Raw genomic sequence first — 22465 nt, 5'->3', positions numbered from 1 at the left:
CCAAAAAAATGAAAATATTCATCACTAGAATAATCCCCGAAGCCGGACTGAAACTTTTCCGTGAAGCTGGAATCGAAGTAACTCAATGGCAAGAAAAAAGAGAATTGACCCAAGAAGAATTAATCGAAAATTGCAAAAAAGTTGACGGATTGCTGATTGCAGGAAGAGGCAACATTGACGCCGAATTCTTAAACGAATGCAAGCACTTGAAAGTAATTTCGTTGTTCGCCACCGGCTATGATAACGTAGATATTGCCGAAGCCACAAAATTGAAAATCCCTGTTGGCCACACGCCGGATGTTTTGAGCAAAGCCACAGCGGACATTGCATTTTTATTAATGCAAAACGTAGCCAGAAAAGCCTTTTTCCATCACAAAAGAATTCTTAACGACGACTGGAATTTCTTCGAGCCTTTGGCTAATATCGGACAAGATTTACAAGGAAAAACGCTCGGAATCTTAGGTCTTGGAAAAATCGGATATGAAATGGCAAGAGCTTCCAAAGGCGCTTTTGAAATGGATATTATTTACCATAACCGTAGCAATAATACCGAAGCCGAAGAAAAACTCGGAGCTAGAAAAGTTTCCTTCGAAGAATTATTGGAACAAAGCGACGTACTTTCGGTTCACGCAAATCTTACAGATGAAACTAAAGATTTGTTCAACAAGGAAGCTTTTGCAAAGATGAAACCGAACGCCATTTTTGTGAACACCGCTCGCGGACCAATGCACAACGAAAAAGATTTGCTCGAAGCCTTGAAAAACAAAACCATTTGGGGAGCCGGATTAGATGTTACCAATCCAGAACCGATGCATTTTGACAATGAACTTTTAAATATGCCAAATATTGCGGTTTTGCCACACATTGGTTCATCAACAGAAGAAACACGCGATGCGATGGCAATTCTTTCCGCTAAAAATGCGATTGCGGGAATCAAAAGCGAGCGACTTCCAAAAGTGGTGAACTCAGAAATTTATGAATAAATAATGTAAGCAATATCGATTTCAACGGCGTAACTTTATAAAAAACAAGAAATTATGAAAATGGAAACGATACAATTAAAATTCAAAGACGACGGAAAAATTCCGAACAGTCCGCTACCGCTTTTGATTTATAAAAATGTTTTCTCCGAAGAAAAAGCCGATGCCGATTTTATCAAGAAACATTTTGAAGACCGAAATTGGAGCAATTCTTGGAAAAACGGAGTTTATGATTACCATCATTATCACAGCAATACGCACGAAGTGATGGGCATTTACAGCGGTTTTGCCACGATTCAATTTGGAGGCGAAAACGGCGACAAACTCAGCATTGAAGAAGGCGATGCGGTTGCGCTTCCGGCTGGTTTGGGACATAAATTGATTGAGTCTTCGGATGATTTTGGTGTTGTCGGCGCTTATCCTGACGGAATGGATTATGATATTATGAAAGGCGAAGATGGCGAAAGACCAAAGGCTGATGAAAACATTAAAAATGTCCCGATTCCTGACAGCGACCCAGTTTATGGAAAAGTCGAAGGTTTGCTTTCGCTTTGGGGAAAATAAATTTTCAACGCAAATTAAATAATTTCTAAATAAACTAATCGGTGGAAATCCTTTAATCTGTGGCAAATAAATAATTAAATTATGAAGAAACTATTAATAATCGCCTTGATTTCAATTTCAAGTTTTGCTCAAGAAAAAGTGCAGGATTTTGGAGAAAATTTGGAAAAACTAAAATATCCGTTTCCGGTCAAAGAAATTTCGGTGAAAACCCAAGACCAAAATCTGACGATGGCTTATATGGATTTACAGCCAAAGTCTCCTAATGGAAAGACAGTTTTGCTTTTGCACGGAAAAAATTTCGTCGCGATGTATTGGCAACAAACCGCAAATGATTTGGCGAAAGCCGGTTACCGCGTGATTATGCCTGACCAAATTGGTTTTGGAAAATCATCAAAACCCACAAACATTCAATACAGTTTTCAGTTTTTGGCCAATAATACCAAAGCGATTTTAGACAAAGAAAATATCTCTAAAGTCAATGTTCTCGGACATTCAATGGGCGGAATGTTGGCAACACGGTTCACGTTAATGTTTCCGGAAACCGTAGAAAAATTGATTTTGGAAAATCCAATTGGTTTGGAAGATTGGAAAACCGTAGTTCCGTATCAAAGTGTTGACGATTGGTATGCAGGCGAATTGAAACAGGATTACCAAAAAATTAAAGACTATCAGTTGCAATTTTATTACGACAATAAATGGAAGCCAGAATATGACAAATGGGTAAATGTCTTGGCGAGTTTTACGCTGAATAAAAATTATCCAGCGATTGCCCAAAATTCTGCGATTACGTATGATATGATTTTCACGCAACCCGTTGTTTATGAATTCGAAAACATAAAAGCGCCAACATTATTAATCATCGGACAGCGTGACAGAACGGCTCTTGGAAAAGGGAAAGCTTCTCCTGAAGTACAGAAAACATTGGGAAATTATCCCGAACTTGGTAAAAAAACCGCAAAAAAAATCAAGAATTCTCAGCTCGTAGAAATAGAAAATGTCGGACATTTGCCTCATATTGAAGCCTACGAAAAATTCATTGGTCCGGTGCTGGATTTTTTGAAGAAGTAAGTTTTGAATGGCCACATATTCACGAATTTTCACTAATGCTTTGCTGTCAATTCCGACACGAATGCTTTAGAACGAATTCGTGAAATTTGTAAAATTCGTGGCGAAACATCAAAGTACATTTTTATGGAATTCAGATTCATCAACCGGTTCAACACGCGACCAAAGTTAAAAGGTTACAAACACGCGAAACAGTCGTATTTGAACCGAATTCGCTGGGCGGTTTCACTGTTTTATTTCGCGATGGGATTGTGTTCCGCCACTTGGGCGAGCCGAATTCCCGACTTAAAAACTACTTTGCATTTGAGCGAAGGCGATTTGGGAACTATTTTGTTCGCCATTCCGTTTGGGCAACTGTTTGCGATGCCGTTTGCTGGGAAAGTCGTAACGCGATTTGGGAGCCATCGAATTTTGCTGATCTGCCTGACTTTGTATGCGTTTTTAATGACTACAATTGGCTTGGCAAACGACCCCTGGCAATTATCTGCAGTTCTTTTTATTTTCGGAGTTTTTGGGAATTTGAGCAATATCGCCGTCAATACACAAGGAGTTTACACCGAAAATCTTTTCAAAAAAACCATAATGTCATCGTTTCACGGAGCGTGGAGTTCGGCAGGATTCACGGGCGCTTTCATTGGTTTGGCAATGTTATATTTCAAAATTACGCCTTACGTACATTTCATAATCACCTTTGGAATCGTCATTATTTTGATGGTCTTGAATTTCAAATTTTTGATTAAAGCGAAAGATAAAAAATCCGTAGAAAAAAAGAAATTTTTCACCAAACCAGACACCGCTTTAATTTGGCTCGGCGTTATCGGATTTTGCTGTATGGCAAGCGAAGGCGTGATGTTTGACTGGAGCGGTGTTTATTTTAAAGATGTCGTGAAGGCGCCAGGACCGTTAGTGATTTTGGGCTATACTTCGTTTATGGTAATGATGGCTTCCGGAAGATTTGTGGGCGATAGATTTATCTTAAAATTCGGAAGAAAAAGAGTGCTTCAAATCAGCGGATTGATGATTTCCATCGGATTATTCACTGCCGTTTTCTTTCCTTATTTGATTCCATCAACGTTGGCATTTATGTTGGTTGGATTGGGAGTTTCAACTGTCGTTCCCACGGTTTACAGCGTTGCCGGAAAAAACACAACGGTTTCCCCGGGAGAAGCGTTGACGATAGTTTCCAGCGTAAGTTTTCTTGGTTTTTTAATGGGACCGCCTATCATCGGATATATCGCGGAAGCGTTTGGCCTGCAATTTTCATTCGCCTTCATCGGCGTTTTTGGCGTTTTGATTGCAATAATGGTTAGCAGGATTAAGGCAATTGAGTAAAAAACTGCAAGGTTACTTCGTCGATTCGACATTCGGTCTTGGGTTGCAGATTTTTTATACCTGATTTTTATTTTTTCAAAGATGAAAAACCTACGAATTAACTCTTTCAGAAATCGATTTTATCACTTTAGAATTGAATAAATTAGAACTGGTGAAATAAATTTTTAAGACAAAATAATAGAAAGGCTTTGATTAATTTCAAGGCCTTTTTTTATGGATTTTCATTATTCCTAATTGTTTCCTATTTGCAGATGTAGGTTTGTTTCAAATAAACTTACAATGAAAAACACACTTATTTTCCTCGCCTTTCTCTTTGCATCGCTAAACTCAAATGCACAAATTTTAAAAGATACGATTACAAAAACCGTTGAAAAACCAAAACCCCTAAAAATACACCACGCCGAACCTTTATATCTTGATTTGATCCGAGATTTGGGCGCCAGAAAAGGCGAGAAGGAACTAAATTTTGGAATGGGAATCGACGATTACAAAGAATATATGAGCTATTCTGGCTTTATGGAATATGAATTTGCTGTCGCCAATCGATTGGGAGTTGAAGTCGAAGTTCCGTTTAAATTCTATCAAGATGTTGGCGGTGTTGAAACTACGGCAACGCCACAAAATAGAATAGAGGGACTTAAAGTTGCGACACAATATACGTTTTTGGTTTCCGAAAAATACCAGACATCGATGGCGGTTGGTTATATTCAAGAATTTGAATTTTCATCGTTTTCTTCAATCGACCATCACGGAAAATTCTTGGAAGGAATTTTATATAATCCAATTTTTATCGTTGCAAAAAAATGGACGCCAAATGTGCATACGTTGCTTTACACCGGGCCTGTTTTTGAGCAACATTTAGACAGCAATGACATAAATACGATTGGTCAAGTCAATGCGAGTTTTCACTATTCTTTTGCCGGAGGAAATTTTATCGGGTTGGAAACCAATATGGAATTTATGAAAAATGAATCTTCCGTAACCTTTAGGCCACAAATCAAACAGAAACTTTCTAACGGACTTTATCTGGGTTTCGTAACCGGAATTCCTACAGAATTTAAAGAGAAAGGAGTCAGTTTTATGACCAGAATAATTTGGGAACCTTAGAATTTCTAGAGATTATGCTTTCACAAATTTCATCTGTTTCATTCCAGAATCCGTATAAATTTTGATGTAATTAATTCCGGTTGGCAATGAAGAAACATCCCAAGAAGTCTCGCTTTTTGACTCTTTAATAATTTGTCCCAAAGAATTATAAAAAATGGCTTTTTCAACGGAAACACTTTCCGGTAATTGCAAGTTTAAAATGTTTGAAGTTGGATTTGGATACAATTTAATTCCTTCGATTAAAGCAAAATCTTCGTTGCCCAAAGTCATTGTGCTATTTTTCGAGATAATATCATTCTTCGGATTAAAAATAACTCCGGTAACGGTAAAAGGAACTGGTTTTAAAATCACTTGGCCATTCGTGGTATTGTCTAAAACTAAGTCTAAAGTTTGGCCTCCCGCACCAGTAACTCTAACGGGAACAGGCATTTCAAAAAACGGAACAGAAAAATGTGAAGTTGTTTGATTGATTACAAAACGAACTTGCCCGCCAATCCAATTTTGCGCTGTAATTGTGTATGTTGGATAGCCTTGTTTGTAAACCCAGTCGTTAAAAAACTCATCTAAATTTATCCCTGAAGCTGCGGCCAAATGTGTTTTTAGATTTTCGGTGGAAGCGTATCCGTAAGCTAAATTTGGGTCAGCTAAATAATTTTTCATTCCCTGAAAAAAGTTGGTGTCGCCCAATTTAAATCGAAGCATATTTGCCACCATCGCACCTTTATTGTAAGATAATCTGCTACTGAAAATCCTGCCAGAATTTAGCGCTTCGGCATCTGTCAAATAAACCGCACCGCCGGTTTGCGACGTGATATCATTGATTAAACTTCCTTTCCAGGAGTTAAAACTAGTCGCGCCGTCTAAATTTTCAATAACCAATCCAGATAAATAAGTTGCAAAACCTTCGTTTAACCAAATATCTTTCCAAGATCCACAAGTTATTTTATCTCCAAACCATTGATGTCCAAGTTCGTGCGCGATTAAATTTCGATCAAAACCACCCATAAACGAAACGGTTGTGTGTTCCATTCCGCCACCTAAAGCACATTGCGCATGACCATATTTTTCATTGTGAAAAGGATAAGTTTCGAAAAGTTGCTCGTATAAATTCATAATCGGAAGCGTCACGGCCAAATTGTTTTGAGTTGCCGTTTGTGTTTCTGGATAAATATAATTTACGATTGGAAATGTATTTGGGGGCGTTCCTGCTTGCTGTGTAAAAATCGAATAATTGGTTCCCGCAATTGCAATTAAATACGCGGCAATTGGATAATTATGCTTGAAATGTGTGGTTTTTGTATTGTTTGGATTTGTAACTGCTGTAATTTGAACGCCATTTGAAACGCCAACATATTGCGAAGGCATCGTCAAATACACATCAATATTGTCAACTTTATCATTCAAATCCTGCTTGCAAGGCCACCAATCTCTGGCGCCAAAAGGTTCTGATAAAGTGTAAAAACCAGCAACTCCGGCGTGCGTATATTTCGTGAAAGAACCTTCGTTTGAACTCGGAATTCCAGAATAATTTATGGTAAGAGAATCTAAAACATTAGCATTTTGAGTTGTTGGTAACGTGATAACTACTTCTTTGTTAATGTTTTGAGTAAAAATTACCGGAGTTCCGTGACGTAAAACTGAACTGACTGTCAACGTATTGTTCAAGTCAAAAGTAACGGTGTTGAGGTTTTGCGTTGCCAAATAATGTGTAGTCACTTCTCCGGTGATAAATAACGTTGCAGGATCAACCGTAAACCGCATTCTGTGGTATTTCACGTCATAGTTTTGCGTGTTCACATTTGCCACGGCGTTCATCACATTTGTTGCTGATTTTCTTTCAGCGTCAGCAATTTGGCTGTTTTGGTGATTGTGATTTTGTCCAAAAGCCGAGAAAATCGATAATAATGCAATGAGAATTGGGAAGCGTTTCATTATAATAAAAAATTTTTCAAATGTACTTAATAATATAATATACGAAATGTTAATTTCTTGGTTTCAAAATGTTGCAAAACTTTCCATATTGTTGGCAAGCAACTTTGCAACTGTCAACCTTTTTTCACTAAATTTGCTTCCTTATAAAAACCAAGTATAATGTTACAGATAGCGTTTATCCGAGAAAATCAGGAAAAAGTCCTTAAAGCTTTGGCAAAAAGAAATATGGATGCCAAAACTATTGTTGAACAAGCAGTGTCACTCGACGAAAAAAGAAGAGCGACACAAGCTGAAATGGACGGTATTTTGTCGGAATCAAACAAGCTATCCAAAGACATTGGGGAATTGATGAAGTCTGGCGAGAAATCAAAAGCGGAAATCTTGAAGCAGAAAAATGTTTTGTTGAAAGAAAAAAGCAAGGATTTATCTGAGAAATTGGATGTTTACACCAATGAATTGACAGAACAGCTTTATCTTTTGCCTAACCTTCCAGCAGATTTAGTTCCCGAAGGAAAAACACCAGAGGACAATTTGACGACTTTGCAAGAAGGAGAGATTCCGGTTTTGCATGAAGGCGCGCTTCCTCACTGGGAATTGGTTAAAAAATATGACATCATTGATTTCGAATTAGGTAATAAAATCACTGGTGCTGGTTTTCCGGTTTATAAAGGAAAAGGAGCCAAATTGCAACGTGCTTTGATTACGTATTTCTTAGATAAAAATACCGATGCAGGTTATCAAGAGTACCAAGTCCCACATTTGGTAAACGAAGCTTCGGCTTATGGAACGGGACAATTGCCTGACAAAGAAGGACAGATGTACCACGACAAAACCGATGATTTGTACTTGATTCCAACAGCAGAAGTTCCGGTGACGAATTTGTTCAGAGACGTGCTTTTGCAAGAAAACGAATTGCCGGTTTTGGCAACGGCTTACACGCCATGTTTTCGTAGAGAAGCAGGTTCGTATGGCGCACATGTTCGTGGTTTGAACCGTTTGCACCAATTTGACAAAGTAGAAATCGTGCGTGTCGAGCATCCAGATAAATCGTATGAAGCTTTGGAAGGAATGGTAGAACACGTTCGCGAAATCTTAAACGAATTGAAATTGCCTTACAGAATCTTGCGACTTTGTGGTGGTGATATGGGATTTGCGTCTGCGATGACTTATGATTTTGAAGTGTTTTCAACCGCACAAGACCGTTGGTTGGAAATCAGTTCAGTTTCAAATTTCGAGACTTTTCAAGCCAATCGTTTGAAATTGCGATTCAAAGACAAAGACGGAAAAAACCATCTGGCACACACTTTAAACGGAAGTTCGTTGGCATTGCCAAGAGTTTTGGCCGGAATTCTTGAGAATTATCAAACTCCAGAAGGAATCGTAATTCCAGAAGTTTTGAGGAAATATACCGGATTTGATATTATAAATTAATTCCAAATTTAAAATTAATGCCCTTGCAAATTTTGTGTGGTTTTCAAGAACCGTATAAAACTGTAAGGGCATTTGATAATTTATATTTCATTGGTTATTAATACTATTTCGCCTGAAAAAATGTTATCTTAGTAGCAATTGATTTTCTAAAAAATGAAAAAAATCCTCCTTATTATAAATTTATTTTTCTCCCTAATTGCTTTTTCTCAAAACGAGCAATTGGCGCTGAATTATTTTGACAAAGGAGAATTTGAAAAGGCGATTATCAGCTATGAAGATTTGCTGAAAAACCAACCTGCGAATAGCTTTTATTTCCAAAAATTAGTGGAATCGCATCAGCAAATGCAACATTTTGACGTGTCAGAAAAATTGCTTCAAGACCGATTGGACAAATATAAACAACCTGCGCTTTTGGTAGAGTTGGGTTATAATTTCCAATTGCGAAAAGAGGCGTCCAAGTCAAAAAAATATTATGACCAAGCGGTAGAGAAAATCAAAGAAAATCCATCAAATGTTTATACAATCGCCAACGCTTTTGAGAAAAAAACCTTGTTGGACTATGCTTTGCAATCGTATAAATTGGCGGTCAGCATCGAGCCAAAAATGAATTTTAATTATCAAATGGCGGTTTTATACGGCCAATCTGGAAAAACCGATTTGATGATTGAAACTTTTTTAGACGAATCTTTTGCGAATCCAAACAGCACGATTATGATTCAAAATCAGCTTTCGCGTTTTATGAACGACGAAGCCGAAGAATCGTTTAATACGTCGTTGCGAAAATCACTTTTGCTTCGAGCACAGAAAAATCAAGATATTTTTTGGAACCAATTTTTAAGTTGGTTTTTTGTACAGCAAAAAGAATATTCCAAAGCGTTTATCCAAGAAAAAGCCATCTACAGAAGAGACCCAGAATCGTTTTCAAACATCGTGAATTTGGCGCAATTGGCCTTGGAAGAAAACGAAGAAGAAACCGCGCAGGAAATTTTCGGATTTGTTTTAGAAAATACGCAAGACCAAGATTTGCAGATTTTGGCCAACTATTATTTGATGGAAGCCAAAATCAAAAAAGCGCCCGAAAAAAATTATCCAGCGCTGAAAGCCGAATTGGATTTATTGGTAAAAAAATTCGGAATCACGCCGTATAGCTTGCAACTGCAAATCCTTCAAGCACATTATACGACGTTCAATATGAAGAATCCGGAGGAAGGAAAAACCATTTTGAAACGAACTTTAGAACTTCCGTTGAACAAATATCAAACCGCCGACGTGAAAATGGAATTGGCTGATATTCTTTTATACGAAGAAAAATTTAACCAAGCCTTGATTTATTATTCCCAAATTGAGGAAGATTTGAAAAACGACCCAGTTGGTCATGAAGCGAGTTTAAAAGCGGCGAAAACCAGTTATTTTAAAACCGATTTTGAATGGGCTTTAAAGCAGTTCAAGGAATTAAAATCGGCTTCAACGCAATTGATTGCCAACGACGCATTGGAATTATTTCTTCTGATAAATGATAATACCGTGGCTGATTCAACGCAAGTTGGCTTGAAGAAATTTGCCCGAGGCGATTATCTTTTGTACCAAAATAAAAATAAAGAAGCTTTGGAACAATTCAAAGCGATTTTAAAAGAATACAAAGGTCAAGAAATTGAAGACGAAACGCTTTTGAGAATCGGACAGATTTATGAAAAATTAGGCGATTATACTTCTGCGTTATCGAATTACCAAACCATAATCGAAAATCACAAGGAAGGAATTTACATTGACGAAGCTTTATATTTTTCAGCAGAAATTTACAGCGATTTAAAAGATATTGAAAAAGCAAAATCGCTTTATGAACAAGTTTTGTTCAACCACGAAGACAGCATTTATTTTATTGACGCCAGAAAGAAATTCAGGCAGTTGCGAGGCGATGCGAATCTTTAGAGTTATGAGTTCGAAGTTGACTCAAAATGATCGAAAAATCTAACAATCGAATAATCCAAAGAAATATGATAATCTACAACGTAACCACAAATATCGACGATTCTGTTCACGACGAATGGATTCACTGGATGCAACACACGCATATTCCTGAAGTTTTGGCAACCGGAAAATTTACAAAAGCACATTTGGTAAAAGTTTTAGTAGAAGAACAAATGGGCGGAAAAACCTATTCAGTTCAGTTCCACACTGATTCTCATGAAACTTTGCAGAAATATTACCAAGAAGATGCGCCGAGACTTCGTGAACAAAGTCAGAAATTATTCGGGGATAAAATGCTGTCGTTCAGAACAGAATTAGAATTTATCTGCGAGCATAAAGCGGTTTAATTAGCGAATTCGTTAATTAGAAAATTAGACAATGATTTAGCGAGAAATCTTAAATCAAAAATCCTAAATCAAAAATTAAAATGGAAAAGGTAAAAGCCAAGAAACATCTTGGACAGCATTTCTTGAACGACGAAAGCATTGCAAAAGACATTGCGGACACGTTGAGTCTTGAAGGCTATGAAAATATTTTGGAAATCGGACCAGGAATGGGCGTTTTGACCAAATATTTGTTGGATAAACCGACTACAACTTACGTCATTGAAATTGATAATGAATCGGTGGATTACCTGAATGCAAATTATCCGAAACTGCACGATCATATTATTTCCAAAGATTTTTTGAAATACAATATTAATGAGATTTTCGAAGGAAAGCAATTTGCAATCATCGGAAACTTTCCTTACAATATTTCGACTCAGATTGTTTTTAGAGCCTTGGAATTGCGAAACCAAATCCCAGAATTTTCGGGAATGTTTCAAAAAGAAGTTGCCGAAAGAATCTGTGAAAAGAAAGGCACAAAAGCATACGGAATCTTATCTGTTTTAGTGCAAGCGTTTTATGAAGCCGAATATTTGTTCACGGTTCACGAACATGTTTTTAATCCGCCACCAAAAGTGAAATCAGGCGTTTTGCGCTTGCGCAGAAAAGAAAATTTCACGCTTCCTTGTAGTGAAAAATTGTTTTTTACAGTAGTGAAAACGGGTTTCCAGCAACGAAGAAAAACGCTTAGAAACAGCTTAAAATCGATGAATCTTTCGGATAATTTGCGAGAAGACACTATCTTTGACCTCCGTCCAGAACAGTTGGATTTCCAGCAATTTATCGAACTAACACAAAAAATTGAGGCCGATGCAGTTTAAAATCAGTAAGGAGCTTATTCTTGAAATTGAAGAATTAATCGAAAGCAAAAACGACCAGCAATTGGAAGTTTTGCTGAACGATATGCACCACGCTGATATCGCTGAAATCCTTGATGAGCTTGATTTTGACGAGGCAACTTATATTTTCAAGGTCTTAGACAGTGAAAAAACCGCAGAAATTCTTCTTGAATTGGAAGATGATTTGCGTGAAAATATCTTGAGTAGGCTTTCGCCAAAAGAGATTGCCGAAGAGCTTGACGAATTAGACACCGATGACGCGGCCGACATTATCGGTGAACTTTCTACCGAAATTAAAAACGAGGTAATTTCTGAGCTGAACGACGTTGAACACGCCAAAGACATTGTCGATTTGTTGCGTTATGACGAAGATACTGCCGGCGGTTTGATGGGAAAAGAGCTTGTGAGCGTCAATGAAAACTGGAATGTTTTGACTTGCGTCAAAGAAATGCGCATCCAGGCAGAAAATATTTCAAGAGTACATTCTATATATGTTGTTGACGATGAAAATCGCCTAAAAGGAAGACTTTCGCTTAAAGATTTATTGACAACTTCCACAAAAACGCCGATCAGCGAGGTTTATATTCCAAAAGTGGATTATGTTCGAGTGGATACCGAAGACGTTGAGGTTGCGAGAATTATGCAGAAATATGACTTGGAAGCCATTCCGGTTGTAGATGAATTGGGTCGTTTGGTCGGAAGAATCACCATCGATGATATTGTCGATGTGATCAAAGACGAAGCCGATAAAGATTACCAGTTGGCGGCCGGTATCTCGCAAGACGTTGAAGCCGATGACAGCATTTTAGAACTGACAAAAGCCCGACTTCCGTGGTTGGTTTTGGCACTTTTAGGAGGCTTTATTTCCGTCAAAATGCTCGGACTTTTTGAAGGCGCGATGTTAGAGCACGGCGAGCTTTTCTTTTTTACACCGCTTATCGCTGCAATGGCCGGAAACGTTGGCGTACAATCTTCAGCGATTATCGTGCAAGGTTTGGCGAATAACACGATCAGCGGTTCGCTTTGGAATCGTTTAGTGAAAGAAGTTTCGCTGAGTTTATTAAACGGCGTAATTTTAGCAACAATACTTTTTGCAGGAAGCCATTTTCTGCTCGATGTTGATATAAATTTAGGAATTACAGTAACCGTTTCCTTGATTTCTGTAATCGTAATTGCTTCATTAATAGGTACTTTTATTCCTTTATTGCTAAATAGATTTGGAATTGATCCCGCTTTGGCGACCGGTCCGTTTATCACTACAAGCAATGATATCTGCGGAATTTTGATTTATTTTTCTATTGCAAAATTGATTTTAGGATTTTAAATACTTTTTTATTTGAACACAGATGACACGGATTTCAATAATTTTTAAAATCCGTGTCATCTGTGTTCTAAAAGTGATTTAGAATTAAAAATAAATCTGCGAATCTGCGGTCTTTTCTTTAAATTTGGTAGAAAGAAATTCACCAAAGAATGATACCAAAAGACATAAAAATCCTTCACATCGACAGCAATAATCCAATAATGATGGAGCAATTGCAAGAAGCCGGATTTACAAACCATGAAGATTTCAAATCTACAAAAGAAGAAATCGAATCAAAAATTCACGATTATCACGGAATCGTAATCAGAAGCCGTTTCAATATTGACAAGACTTTTTTAGACAAAGCCATCAATCTGCAATTCATCGCGAGAGTTGGCGCTGGTTTGGAAAGCATCGACACCGATTATGCTGAAACCAAAAACGTTGCGTTAATCGCCGCGCCAGAAGGAAATAGAAACGCAGTTGGCGAACATTCGCTCGGGATGCTTTTGTCGCTTTTCAATAAATTAAATCAAGCCGATCGTGAAATCCGTTCTGGACATTGGAACCGAGAAAAAAACCGTGGTTTTGAACTAGACGGAAAAACCGTTGGGATTATCGGTTACGGAAATATGGGAAAATCTTTTGCCAAAAAACTCCGTGGTTTTGATGTAGAAGTTTTGTGTTATGATATCATGGAAGACGTTGGCGATGCAAATGCAAAGCAAGTTTCTTTGGAAGAATTACAGCAAAAAGCAGATGTTTTAAGCTTGCACATTCCGTGGATGCCAGAAACTGATAAATTAGTCAATGCCGATTATATTGATGCTTTTGCGAAACCTTTTTGGTTGATAAATACTTCTAGAGGAAAGAATGTCTTGACCGCCGATTTGGTGGAAGCTATGAAATCTGGTAAAATTCTCGGAGCTGGTTTGGATGTTTTGGAATATGAAAAATTGTCTTTCGAAACGCTTTTTGAAGAAGATAAAATTCCGGATGCTTTTCAATATTTACTTGAATCTGACAAAGTAATTCTGTCGCCACACATCGCCGGCTGGACTTTTGAAAGCCACATTAAATTGGCGAAAACCATCGTTGATAAAATAAAAGCAATTTATTTCGGCGAAAGCCATCTTGAAGAAGAAGAAAGACGCGTCACCGGAATTGGGGGTTTTTTCTTCAAAGCTGAAAATCCTACATTATTAAAAGAGTGGTACAAAAAACATCTTGGTTTAAACACAGATGATTATGGTTGCACTTTTTGGTGGAAAAATAAAGAGGGCGAAGATTGTTCCACTCAATGGTCGCCTTTTAAAAGTGAAACCAACTATTTTGAGCCTTCACAGAAACAATTCATGCAAAACTTTAGAGTTGAAAATTTAGAAAGATTGTTAGAAAATCTAAAAGCTGAAAACGTACAGGTTTTGGATGAAATGCAAGTTTTTGATTATGGAAAATTTGCGTCAATTTTAGATTTAGAAGGAAATAAGATTGAACTCTGGGATCCTGTTGACAAAATATTTCTATAATTTTAAAATGTTAACAAAAGTGGTTGGTTTATACTAATTATTTTTATTCCAATTATTGGGGCAATCTGGCTTATTGTCTTGTTGGCAACAGAAGGAATACAAGGATCTAACGAATATGGTCCAGATCCAAAAAATCAATATGATGAAGTAAATAAATTAGGTACAGATTACTAAATTTATACTTTTCAATATTTTGAAACCCAAGTCGAAAGGCTTGGGTTTTTTATTTTTTCTAATTTTTATAAAAAAGCTTTTATGTCTTATTATTTTTGTTAATTTTATCCCAACAAACTCAAAAACAAAAATCAACAATGGAAATAATCAATCCTGACAATCGCAGGCCAATTCCTGAATTTAATGTAGATCCAATAATAGTGCTGGTTCTTGGCATAATAACTTGTGGATTATACCTAATTTATTGGAATATAAAGATCGCAGAAGTTATTAACGCTGTCGCAGAAAGAGAAGTGATTTCACAACCAATCGCCATTTTTTCTGGATGTTGCATGCCAGTAAATTTGTACTTTTACTACTTGGCAGGTAAAGAAGGTTTGCCAAAAGTGTATGAAAGAACTGGCGAACCGCAAAAAGACCAATCTACATTATTATTAATTTTAGGTTTCTTTTTTCCAATGGTTGCCGCAATGATTGTTCAAGGTGATATCAACAAGTTATACAATAAATAAAAAAAATAAATTAAAAATTTACGGAATTGCCGGAGCTTTATTGACGCTGGCAATTCCGTTTTTTTTGATGCTTCATAACGATCACAATCACCTTGAAACCGATCAGTCATTGTGTCCGTTTAAGATGCTCACAGGATTTCCTTGTCCGGGTTGTGGAATTACAAAATCTTTGGTTTATTTATACGAAGGAAATTTAGCAAAAAGTTTCTATTACCATCTTTTCGGGCCATTTGCTTTTGTGTTTTGCTTTGTAGTAATAATAACGCTCACGGCCGAATTGATTACAAAAAACGAATATTTCAACAGCATTTTTTACAGCAGAAAAGTCGCTTATTTCTTAGGAATAATTTTAATGACATATCATTTAGGACGATTAGTCTATTTTGTAAAAGATCATACCGTCGATGAAATAATCAAAGAATCCATTTGGAGATAAATTTCATAAAAACAAAAAACCCAAGACATCAATCTTGGGTTTCTTTTTATAATTTTTCTCCTTTTTCAATCAGCTTTCGTTCCAGTTCAGCTTGAAATTCTTCCATAACGGGTTTCATTGTGCTTTCGGGAATATCGGCGATTCTGATATACATTAAACCGTCAACGGCATTGTTAAAAAGCGGATCAACGTTAAAAGCCACAACTCTCGCATTTTGCTTGATGTATTTTTTAATCAAGACAGGCAAACGCAAACTTCCTGGTTCTAATTCATCAATGATTTTATCAAATTTATTCAAATCAGCTTCGGCTTCATCAAAGATAAAATCCTTATCGGCATCTTTTAATTTTACTTTAAATTCTTTCTTCGGATGCACATATTGCGCAATGTAAGGATCATAATAATGCGATTTCATAAACTCAATCATCAGCGATTTCGAAAAATCAGAAAATTGATTGCTGATACTCACGCCACCAATCAAGAACTTATGATCTGGATAACGCAAAGTCGTGTGCACAATTCCTTTCCAAAGCAAAAATAACGGCATCGGTTTCTGCTGAAAATCTTTGGTAATAAAAGCGCGTCCCATTTCGATAGACTTGTTCATCATATCGTGCAATTCTGGCTCAAAACGGAAAAGCTCTTGAAGATAAAATCCGTCGATTCCATACTTTGGAAAAATCTCAGAACCTAATCCCATTCGGTATGCGCCGGCGATTTGCTTTGTGTCATCGTCCCACAAAAACATATGGTGGTAATATTTGTCAAAACGATCTAAATCTAAAGATTCGTTCGTTCCTTCACCAACTTCCCTGAAAGTAATCTCACGAAGTCTTCCGATTTCATGCAAAACATTCGGAATTTTATTGGCTTCGGTAAAGAAAACCTCATAATTTTTGCTTTGCAATAATCGACAATCTGTATTTCTCAAAGCATCGACTTCGGCCACAATTTGCTCGTGATTTGCCGGCATCGCAATTTCTTTCGGACTTCTGTTAATTTTTAAATTAGACGTATCTAAAAGCTTGGTTTCCTTTTCAAAAGGATTCGCCAACATATACGTTTTTCTTCTTAAAAATTCAGAATATTCTTCAATCGTTTCATGTTCGTTTTGCTCATTTAAAGAAATCGCTTTCCCGATTCTAACTTTGATCACACGATCTTTTTGAGTCAATAATTCTGAAGGAAGTTTTGCCGTTCTTAAAGTATCATCCAACTTTGAAAGCAAGTAAAACAAACGGCTATTTTTTGCATGGAAATAAATTGGAACAACCGGAACTTTTGCTTTTTTAATCAATTTAATCGCGCCTTCTTCCCATTGTTTATCGACCACCAGTTTTCCATCTTTATATGTAGAAACTTCTCCGGCAGGAAACATTCCCAATGGTTTTCCATCGCTTAAATGACGAAGCGTTTCCTTGATTCCAATCACGCTCGATTTTGCATCCTTGTGAGTTTCAAAAGGATTAACCGGCATAATATAAGGTTTCATCGGATCAATTCTGTGCAATAGAAAGTTGGCAATAATCTTGAAATTCGGCTCTCTTTCAAGCATTAATTTCAGTAATAAAATGCCATCAATTCCGCCAAGCGGATGATTTGAAATAGTAATATAAGCGCCGTCTTTTGGCAAACGCTTTAAATCTTCTTCCGGAATTTCAAATTTTATCTGAAATTCATCCAATATCGCGTTCAGGAATTCCACATCTTTTAAGTGTTTATTCCTGTCATAGATCTTATTTAAGGTAGAAATCTTGAGTATTTTCATGAGCAACCAGCCTGAAAAAGTACCCAAAACCCCATATTTATCAGTGTTTATTGCTTTAGCAACTTCTTTAGCGGTGACTAGACCCATTTACATTTTTTGTTTTCGTGCGTAAAAAAACAAAGATAGCAAAATTGCATTAACACATTCATTTTTTTACGCCCACTATCAAATAGATTTTAAATAATGGTTAATCTTTTTTTACTTACTTTTGAAAAAGTCAAAATTGAATTAAAAATGAGAATTATCTCCTATAATGTCAACGGAATTCGTGCGGCGATCGCCAAAGGTTTCCTTGAATGGTTGGAACAAGCGAGTCCAGACATCATTTGTCTTCAAGAAATAAAAGCAACGCCAGAACAGATTCCGCTGGGCGAATTTGAAAAAGCAGGTTACCCTTATAATTATTGGTTTCCAGCACAAAAAAAGGGATACAGCGGTGTGGCAGTTTTATGTAAAACAAAACCCAATAATGTAGTTTTTGGTACGGGAATTGAGCACATGGATTTCGAAGGAAGAAACCTTCGCGTGGATTATGACGATTTTTCGGTCATGAGTTTGTATCTTCCTTCGGGCACAAATATTTTGAGATTAGACCACAAATTTATGTTTATGGACGATTTTCAAAACTATATTACCGAGCTGAAAAAGGAAATTCCAAACCTTTTGATTTGCGGTGATTACAACATTTGCCACGAAGCAATTGACATTCACGATCCAATTCGCAACGCAAAAGTTTCGGGATTTTTGCCACAGGAAAGAAGCTGGCTCGACATTTTTATGAAAAACGGATTCGTCGATTCGTTTCGTCATTTTAACAAAGATCCGCATCATTACACGTGGTGGAGTTACCGCGCCGGCGCCAGAGGAAACAATAAAGGATGGAGAATCGATTATATTTTGGCCAGCAAGCCATTAGAAAATCGATTGACGCGTTCGGTGATTTTGCCAGACGCCAAACATTCAGACCATTGCCCGGTATTAGTAGAAATTGAGTAGATTTTTTAGAAGCTATTTCCCGCTTTTCAGTGCAAGTCCTCATTTTTAAAATCTTTTTTCACTAGCAAAAAAACGAGCTTCCTCCGGTCGCTGTTTTTCCTGCTGTGAAAAATAGATTTAAAAATTCCGGGCTTTCCCTTGCAATCTGGGCTATTGCTTTTAGAAATAAATAAAATTTAGAATTAAACAAGAACAATAACTTACATTATGATTAAAAAAGTTTCCCTCGGCTTATTGGCTTTAGCACTGACAACATCGTGCGTTTCGTCAAAAGTGTACAAAGAATTAGAAAGCAAATATGCCAACTTAAAAAAAGAAAACAGAAGCCTTTCTGATGAAAATGGCGACTTATCAAAAACCAAAAACCAATTAGAATTAGAGTCAAAAGATTTAAAATCGCAATTGGATAAATTAAAAGCCGAAAGAGATAAATTGGCTGCAGATTATGCGGCTACTTCCGGTAATTTAAATAAGTTGAAATCTTCTTATAGCGATTTAGAAAAAAATAGTGGTGACGCTTTAGACACCAATATGAAAAAGAACCGCGAGCTTTTGGCACAATTAGAAGCCAAAGAAAAAGCGTTGGCGGCAGAGCAAGAAAGATTGAACAAATTGCAAGCTGAATTAAAAAGTCGTTCTGCAAGAGTGGACGAATTAGAAGGAATGATTGCTTCAAAAGAAGAAAGCATGCGAAAACTGAAAGAAACCTTATCGAAAGCCTTGAACAGCTTTGAAGGAAAAGGGCTTACGGTAGAACAAAAAAACGGAAAAGTGTATGTTTCTATGGAAAATAAATTGCTTTTTGGTTCTGGTTCTTGGGCTGTGGGAACTGAAGGAAGACGTGCTGTTGTGGAAGTTGGAAAAGTACTTGGAGTTAATCCAGACATTTCCGTTTTAATTGAAGGTCATACTGACAACGTGCCTTATGGCGGATCTGGACAAATCGTGGACAACTGGGATTTATCGACAAAACGCGCCACTGCAATCGTAAATATCATCGCTGAAAACAAAGCGGTTGACAAGAAAAATTTAACTGCAGCAGGTCGTGGAGAATTTGCACCGCTGGTTCCAAATACAACAGCAGATGGAAAAGCAAAAAACAGAAGAATAGAGATTATCTTGACTCCAAAATTAGATGAAATTTCTAAAATGTTGAATGATTTGTAAGAAAAGTTTCTGGGGTTTAAAGTTGCTGAGGCGCCAAGATTTTTAGATTTTAAATAAACAAAAGGCTCGAGATAAATTGACTATCTCGAGCCTTTTTAATTAATAACAACCCTTATATTTTCAGGTGCTGAGATATTAAGGTTTAAAACTACTTAGTACCTAAATACCTTAGTTTCTCATCATCTTTTTTAATTATCTAATGTTTAATTTTGAAGTAAATTTGTTTCCAGAAACATCTTGAAGCGTAACCAGATATATTCCGGTTTGAAGGAAACTGGTGTCAATATAATGTTCCGAAGTGTTTTCTAACGGAATTTCTGCCAATAATTTTCCTGATAAATCAATAACCGAAAGCTGACTCAAAATCGTTCCATTTTGATTGGAAATCATAATTTTTTCGGTCGCAGGATTTGGCATCATCACAAAACCGTTGTGGGCAAAACTATCAGTGTTTAAAGAGGTGTCAACGACTTTATAAAGCGTTCCTCCGGCAGAAGCGATGTATAATTCACCGTTCACATCTTCCCCAAAAGTGGTGAAACTGTTGCTTCCGGTAAAATTTGGCGTGTAACTAATTACTCCGGCATCACTAACCGTTCCAATTCTATTTCTGCAATAATCAGCGAAAAAATATTTTCCGGCAAAATTTGGATAAAGTGTTCCCGTATAAGCATAACCGCCCGTGATTGAGCATCCGTCAGCGTGGGTGTATTGTGCCAATGGAAAGGTCATCGTGCTCATCGGTGCACAGCCAGAAGTGTTATAAGAATTGTTTCCCTCATAACATCTCCAGCCATAATTTAAACCGGCAGCTGTTGGTAAAACCTTATTGATTTCTTCAATCGTCACTTCGCCAACGTCGGCAATCCACAAATCGCCGTTGGTTCTGTTAAACGAAAATTTCCAAGGATTTCTGAGTCCGTACGCCCAAATTTCATCAGCTCCGGCGGTTGCTCCAGCAAAAGGATTCGTACTCGGAATTCCATACGGAGTTCCAGAATTTACGTCTATTCTCAATATTTTTCCAAGTAATTCATTGGTATTTTGGGCACGAGCGCTGTCTGCGGCATCACCTGTAGAAATATACAAATTTCCGTCAGGACCAAATTTTAAACTTCCGCCATTATGATTTGTTGCTGAAGGTCTGGTAATGGTCAACAAAATTTGGGCACTTGAAGCATTGGCTACGTTAGCGTCGGCAGAAACCGTGTATCTCGCCACAACCGTATTTCCCGCAGTATTATTGTAATTGATGTAAAAATAACCGTTCGTGGCATAATTTGGATGAAAAGCCAATCCCAATAATCCCTGTTCGCCGGTGTTTGCGATTAGCGAAGTCACATTTAAAAAGTTAGTTGTATTTGTGCTTCCGTTTGGATTTACAATTTTTATCAATCCGTTTTTTTGAACGACAAAAATACGGGAATCTCCAGCGTTTGTAACTTCCGTCGGTGTGTTAAAACCCGTGGCGAAAGATTGTATTCCAATGGTCTGCGAAAGCATTACATTTGATAAAAATAAAATTAGTAAGTGTAGTGTTGTTTTCATAATGCGGTAGTTTTGATTTAAGTAAATTTAGTTAAATACTTTCAAACTAACTCATAATGAAATACTTATATTGATTAAATATTTCTTAAATATTTAAAATTAATTTTAGTTTTTGATAATCACATCGGATTATCGGTAAGTCCGGCTTCAATTTTTTCTTCCACTAATTCTTTATCTTCGGCGTCAGCAACCATTTTATCTTCATCATCTTGATGCGAAAGTACCAAGCAAATGCTTATCGGAAAATGGTCTGAATCAATATGTTTTTCGACTTTCATATCGACCAATCGAAAGTGACTGCTCACAAAATAATGGTCTAACGGCCAGCGAAGCAACGGATATTTGGCGTGAAAAGTGCTGTACATTCCTCGTCCGCGTCTTGGGTCTAGCAATTCGCTTGATTTCAGGAACAATTTTGTGGTATAACTCCAAGCGACGTCGTTCAAATCGCCAATTACCACACATGGGCCTTCGTGTTTTTTTGCCATTTTCCCAATTAATAAAATCTCGGCGTCGCGGTCTGTGCTGTGTTCATTTTCCTGCGGAACGGGCGGAGTGGGGTGCAATCCAAATATTCTAACAAGCTGATTGTCAAATTCTACATCGGCAATAATCGACGGAATTTCTTCATCAATAAGATAATTTATTTCTTGGTTTTTAATCGGAAGCCGGCTGTAAAACAAAAGTCCGTACGTATTATCCAAAGGAATTTCTATATAATGCGGATATTCTTCTCGCAATTCTTTCACGCCATCAAGCCATTTTTCATCGGTTTCCACCAAAAAAACGATGTCTGGATTTCGCTTTTTGACCAAATCTAATAACTTTTGATACTTTCTGTTGTATTGATAAATATTCGCTACGAGCAAATTAATCGTTTCCTTATTTTTTCCGGAAACTCTGTCAATCATTGTTTTTCCTAGGAAAGTAAATGGCAAAATCAAATATAAAAGGTAGAAAAAGGCGAAAGACAAAAAAATGCTAATGCTAATGTCAAGCCAAAATTCGCTTTCGCGGAAAAAGACAAACCAACAAGTGGCCAAAATTCCGATGATGGTAAATTTCTGCAACCTAGGATAATCAAAAACCCGAAAAATCCAAAAGTCTTTTTTAATAAACGGAAGCAGAACAGAAAGTATGGCGATAAAGGATAAGACGTAAAGTAGAATTTTGAGCATAAAAGAAATTTGATTTAAAGGTATAAATTAAATTTCCACCACCTTTTTTATTAGAATAAATTTAGGATTTGTTTTATAAAAAAGGTACAACGCAAGCTGTACCTTTTCTATTTAATTGATTATTGGATTCTATTTATTTTTTGCGAATTATTTAGAGAATCAAATGACCTATACATGTCATTCCGACGAAGGAGGAACCTCCGTCAGTAGCTCAAATTGTGGCGATTCCTCCTTCGTCGGAATGACAAAA

At 37.0% G+C, this 22465-nt stretch carries 18 protein-coding genes and 2 pseudogenes; 16 read left to right on the top strand and 4 right to left on the bottom strand.

Annotated features, from left to right (window positions below; all coding sequences use genetic code 11):
- Positions 1–8 precede the first annotated feature (8 nt).
- The 5 genes from ACFPVY_RS17030 to ACFPVY_RS17010 all read left to right on the top strand — a co-directional run bounded on the left by ACFPVY_RS17030 (position 9) and on the right by ACFPVY_RS17010 (position 5048).
- A complete protein-coding gene (locus ACFPVY_RS17030; protein WP_379793364.1) occupies positions 9–983 on the top strand; it encodes a 2-hydroxyacid dehydrogenase in 975 nt (324 codons plus the stop codon).
- Positions 984–1043: 60 nt separating this feature from the next.
- On the top strand, positions 1044–1544 hold the full coding sequence (locus tag ACFPVY_RS17025) for a hypothetical protein (RefSeq protein ID WP_379793363.1): 501 nt from the start codon (positions 1044–1046) through the stop codon (positions 1542–1544).
- A gap of 81 nt (positions 1545–1625) precedes the next feature.
- Complete coding sequence (locus ACFPVY_RS17020) at positions 1626–2612, top strand: alpha/beta fold hydrolase (RefSeq protein WP_379793362.1); 987 nt, start codon at positions 1626–1628, stop codon at positions 2610–2612.
- Positions 2613–2735: 123 nt separating this feature from the next.
- Positions 2736–3941 (top strand): MFS transporter, encoded by a 1206-nt coding sequence (locus ACFPVY_RS17015; RefSeq protein WP_379793361.1) that lies wholly within the window; start codon positions 2736–2738, stop codon positions 3939–3941.
- A gap of 279 nt (positions 3942–4220) precedes the next feature.
- Entirely contained in the window at positions 4221–5048 is an 828-nt protein-coding gene (locus ACFPVY_RS17010) for an HAEPLYID family protein (RefSeq protein WP_379793360.1), read from the top strand.
- A gap of 12 nt (positions 5049–5060) precedes the next feature.
- Here the strand turns inward: ACFPVY_RS17010 and ACFPVY_RS17005 are convergent, their stop codons facing one another.
- Positions 5061–6980 (bottom strand): M1 family metallopeptidase, encoded by a 1920-nt coding sequence (locus ACFPVY_RS17005; protein ID WP_379793359.1) that lies wholly within the window; start codon positions 6978–6980, stop codon positions 5061–5063.
- 159 nt (positions 6981–7139) lie between these two features.
- Between ACFPVY_RS17005 and serS the strand changes: the two genes are divergently transcribed.
- The 9 genes and pseudogenes from serS (at position 7140) to ACFPVY_RS16960 (ending at position 15558) form a co-directional block, all read left to right on the top strand.
- On the top strand, positions 7140–8411 hold the full coding sequence (serS, locus tag ACFPVY_RS17000) for a serine--tRNA ligase (RefSeq protein WP_379793358.1): 1272 nt from the start codon (positions 7140–7142) through the stop codon (positions 8409–8411).
- 153 nt (positions 8412–8564) lie between these two features.
- Positions 8565–10340 carry a tetratricopeptide repeat protein gene (locus ACFPVY_RS16995; RefSeq protein ID WP_379793357.1) on the top strand — a complete coding sequence of 592 codons (1776 nt, stop codon included), beginning with the start codon at positions 8565–8567 and terminating at the stop codon, positions 10338–10340.
- A gap of 65 nt (positions 10341–10405) precedes the next feature.
- Positions 10406–10726: a DUF4286 family protein gene (locus ACFPVY_RS16990; protein ID WP_379793356.1), complete on the top strand. Its 321-nt coding sequence runs from the start codon at positions 10406–10408 to the stop codon at positions 10724–10726.
- A gap of 80 nt (positions 10727–10806) precedes the next feature.
- A complete protein-coding gene (gene rsmA / locus ACFPVY_RS16985; protein ID WP_379793355.1) occupies positions 10807–11586 on the top strand; it encodes a 16S rRNA (adenine(1518)-N(6)/adenine(1519)-N(6))-dimethyltransferase RsmA in 780 nt (259 codons plus the stop codon).
- On the top strand, positions 11576–12928 hold the full coding sequence (mgtE, locus tag ACFPVY_RS16980) for a magnesium transporter (RefSeq protein ID WP_379793354.1): 1353 nt from the start codon (positions 11576–11578) through the stop codon (positions 12926–12928). The genes rsmA and mgtE overlap by 11 nt, the downstream gene beginning before the upstream one ends.
- A 149-nt stretch (positions 12929–13077) precedes the next feature.
- Positions 13078–14025, top strand: a pseudogene (locus ACFPVY_RS16975) (2-hydroxyacid dehydrogenase); the annotation flags it as partial.
- A gap of 432 nt (positions 14026–14457) precedes the next feature.
- Positions 14458–14610, top strand: a pseudogene (locus tag ACFPVY_RS16970) (DUF805 domain-containing protein); the annotation flags it as partial.
- A 137-nt stretch (positions 14611–14747) separates the two neighbouring features.
- A complete protein-coding gene (locus tag ACFPVY_RS16965) occupies positions 14748–15122 on the top strand; it encodes a DUF4234 domain-containing protein (RefSeq protein ID WP_379793353.1) in 375 nt (124 codons plus the stop codon).
- Complete coding sequence (locus ACFPVY_RS16960) at positions 15094–15558, top strand: DUF2752 domain-containing protein (RefSeq protein WP_379793352.1); 465 nt, start codon at positions 15094–15096, stop codon at positions 15556–15558. The genes ACFPVY_RS16965 and ACFPVY_RS16960 overlap by 29 nt, the downstream gene beginning before the upstream one ends.
- 46 nt (positions 15559–15604) lie before the next feature.
- On the opposite strand, the gene ACFPVY_RS16955 is transcribed toward ACFPVY_RS16960, so the two are convergent.
- Positions 15605–17413: a GNAT family N-acyltransferase gene (locus tag ACFPVY_RS16955; RefSeq protein WP_379793351.1), complete on the bottom strand. Its 1809-nt coding sequence runs from the start codon at positions 17411–17413 to the stop codon at positions 15605–15607.
- Between the two features lie 147 nt (positions 17414–17560).
- Here ACFPVY_RS16955 and ACFPVY_RS16950 point away from each other — a divergent pair, with 147 nt between their 5' ends.
- The gene (locus ACFPVY_RS16950; RefSeq protein ID WP_379793350.1) at positions 17561–18322 is read left to right on the top strand and encodes an exodeoxyribonuclease III; all 762 of its coding nucleotides are present in this window, start codon (positions 17561–17563) and stop codon (positions 18320–18322) included.
- 207 nt (positions 18323–18529) lie between these two features.
- Positions 18530–19489 carry an OmpA family protein gene (locus tag ACFPVY_RS16945; RefSeq protein WP_379793349.1) on the top strand — a complete coding sequence of 320 codons (960 nt, stop codon included), beginning with the start codon at positions 18530–18532 and terminating at the stop codon, positions 19487–19489.
- Positions 19490–19681: 192 nt separating this feature from the next.
- On the opposite strand, the gene ACFPVY_RS16940 is transcribed toward ACFPVY_RS16945, so the two are convergent.
- Positions 19682–21037: a PQQ-dependent sugar dehydrogenase gene (locus ACFPVY_RS16940; protein ID WP_379793348.1), complete on the bottom strand. Its 1356-nt coding sequence runs from the start codon at positions 21035–21037 to the stop codon at positions 19682–19684.
- A gap of 119 nt (positions 21038–21156) precedes the next feature.
- A complete protein-coding gene (locus ACFPVY_RS16935) occupies positions 21157–22215 on the bottom strand; it encodes an endonuclease/exonuclease/phosphatase family protein (protein WP_379793347.1) in 1059 nt (352 codons plus the stop codon).
- Between the last annotated feature and the right edge of the window lie 250 nt (positions 22216–22465).

This window comes from Flavobacterium qiangtangense, assembly GCF_042658345.1.
GTDB lineage: Bacteria > Bacteroidota > Bacteroidia > Flavobacteriales > Flavobacteriaceae > Flavobacterium > Flavobacterium qiangtangense.
Note: the sequence above shows the minus strand (reverse complement) of the source record. Positions and strands in the feature narration are given on the sequence as shown.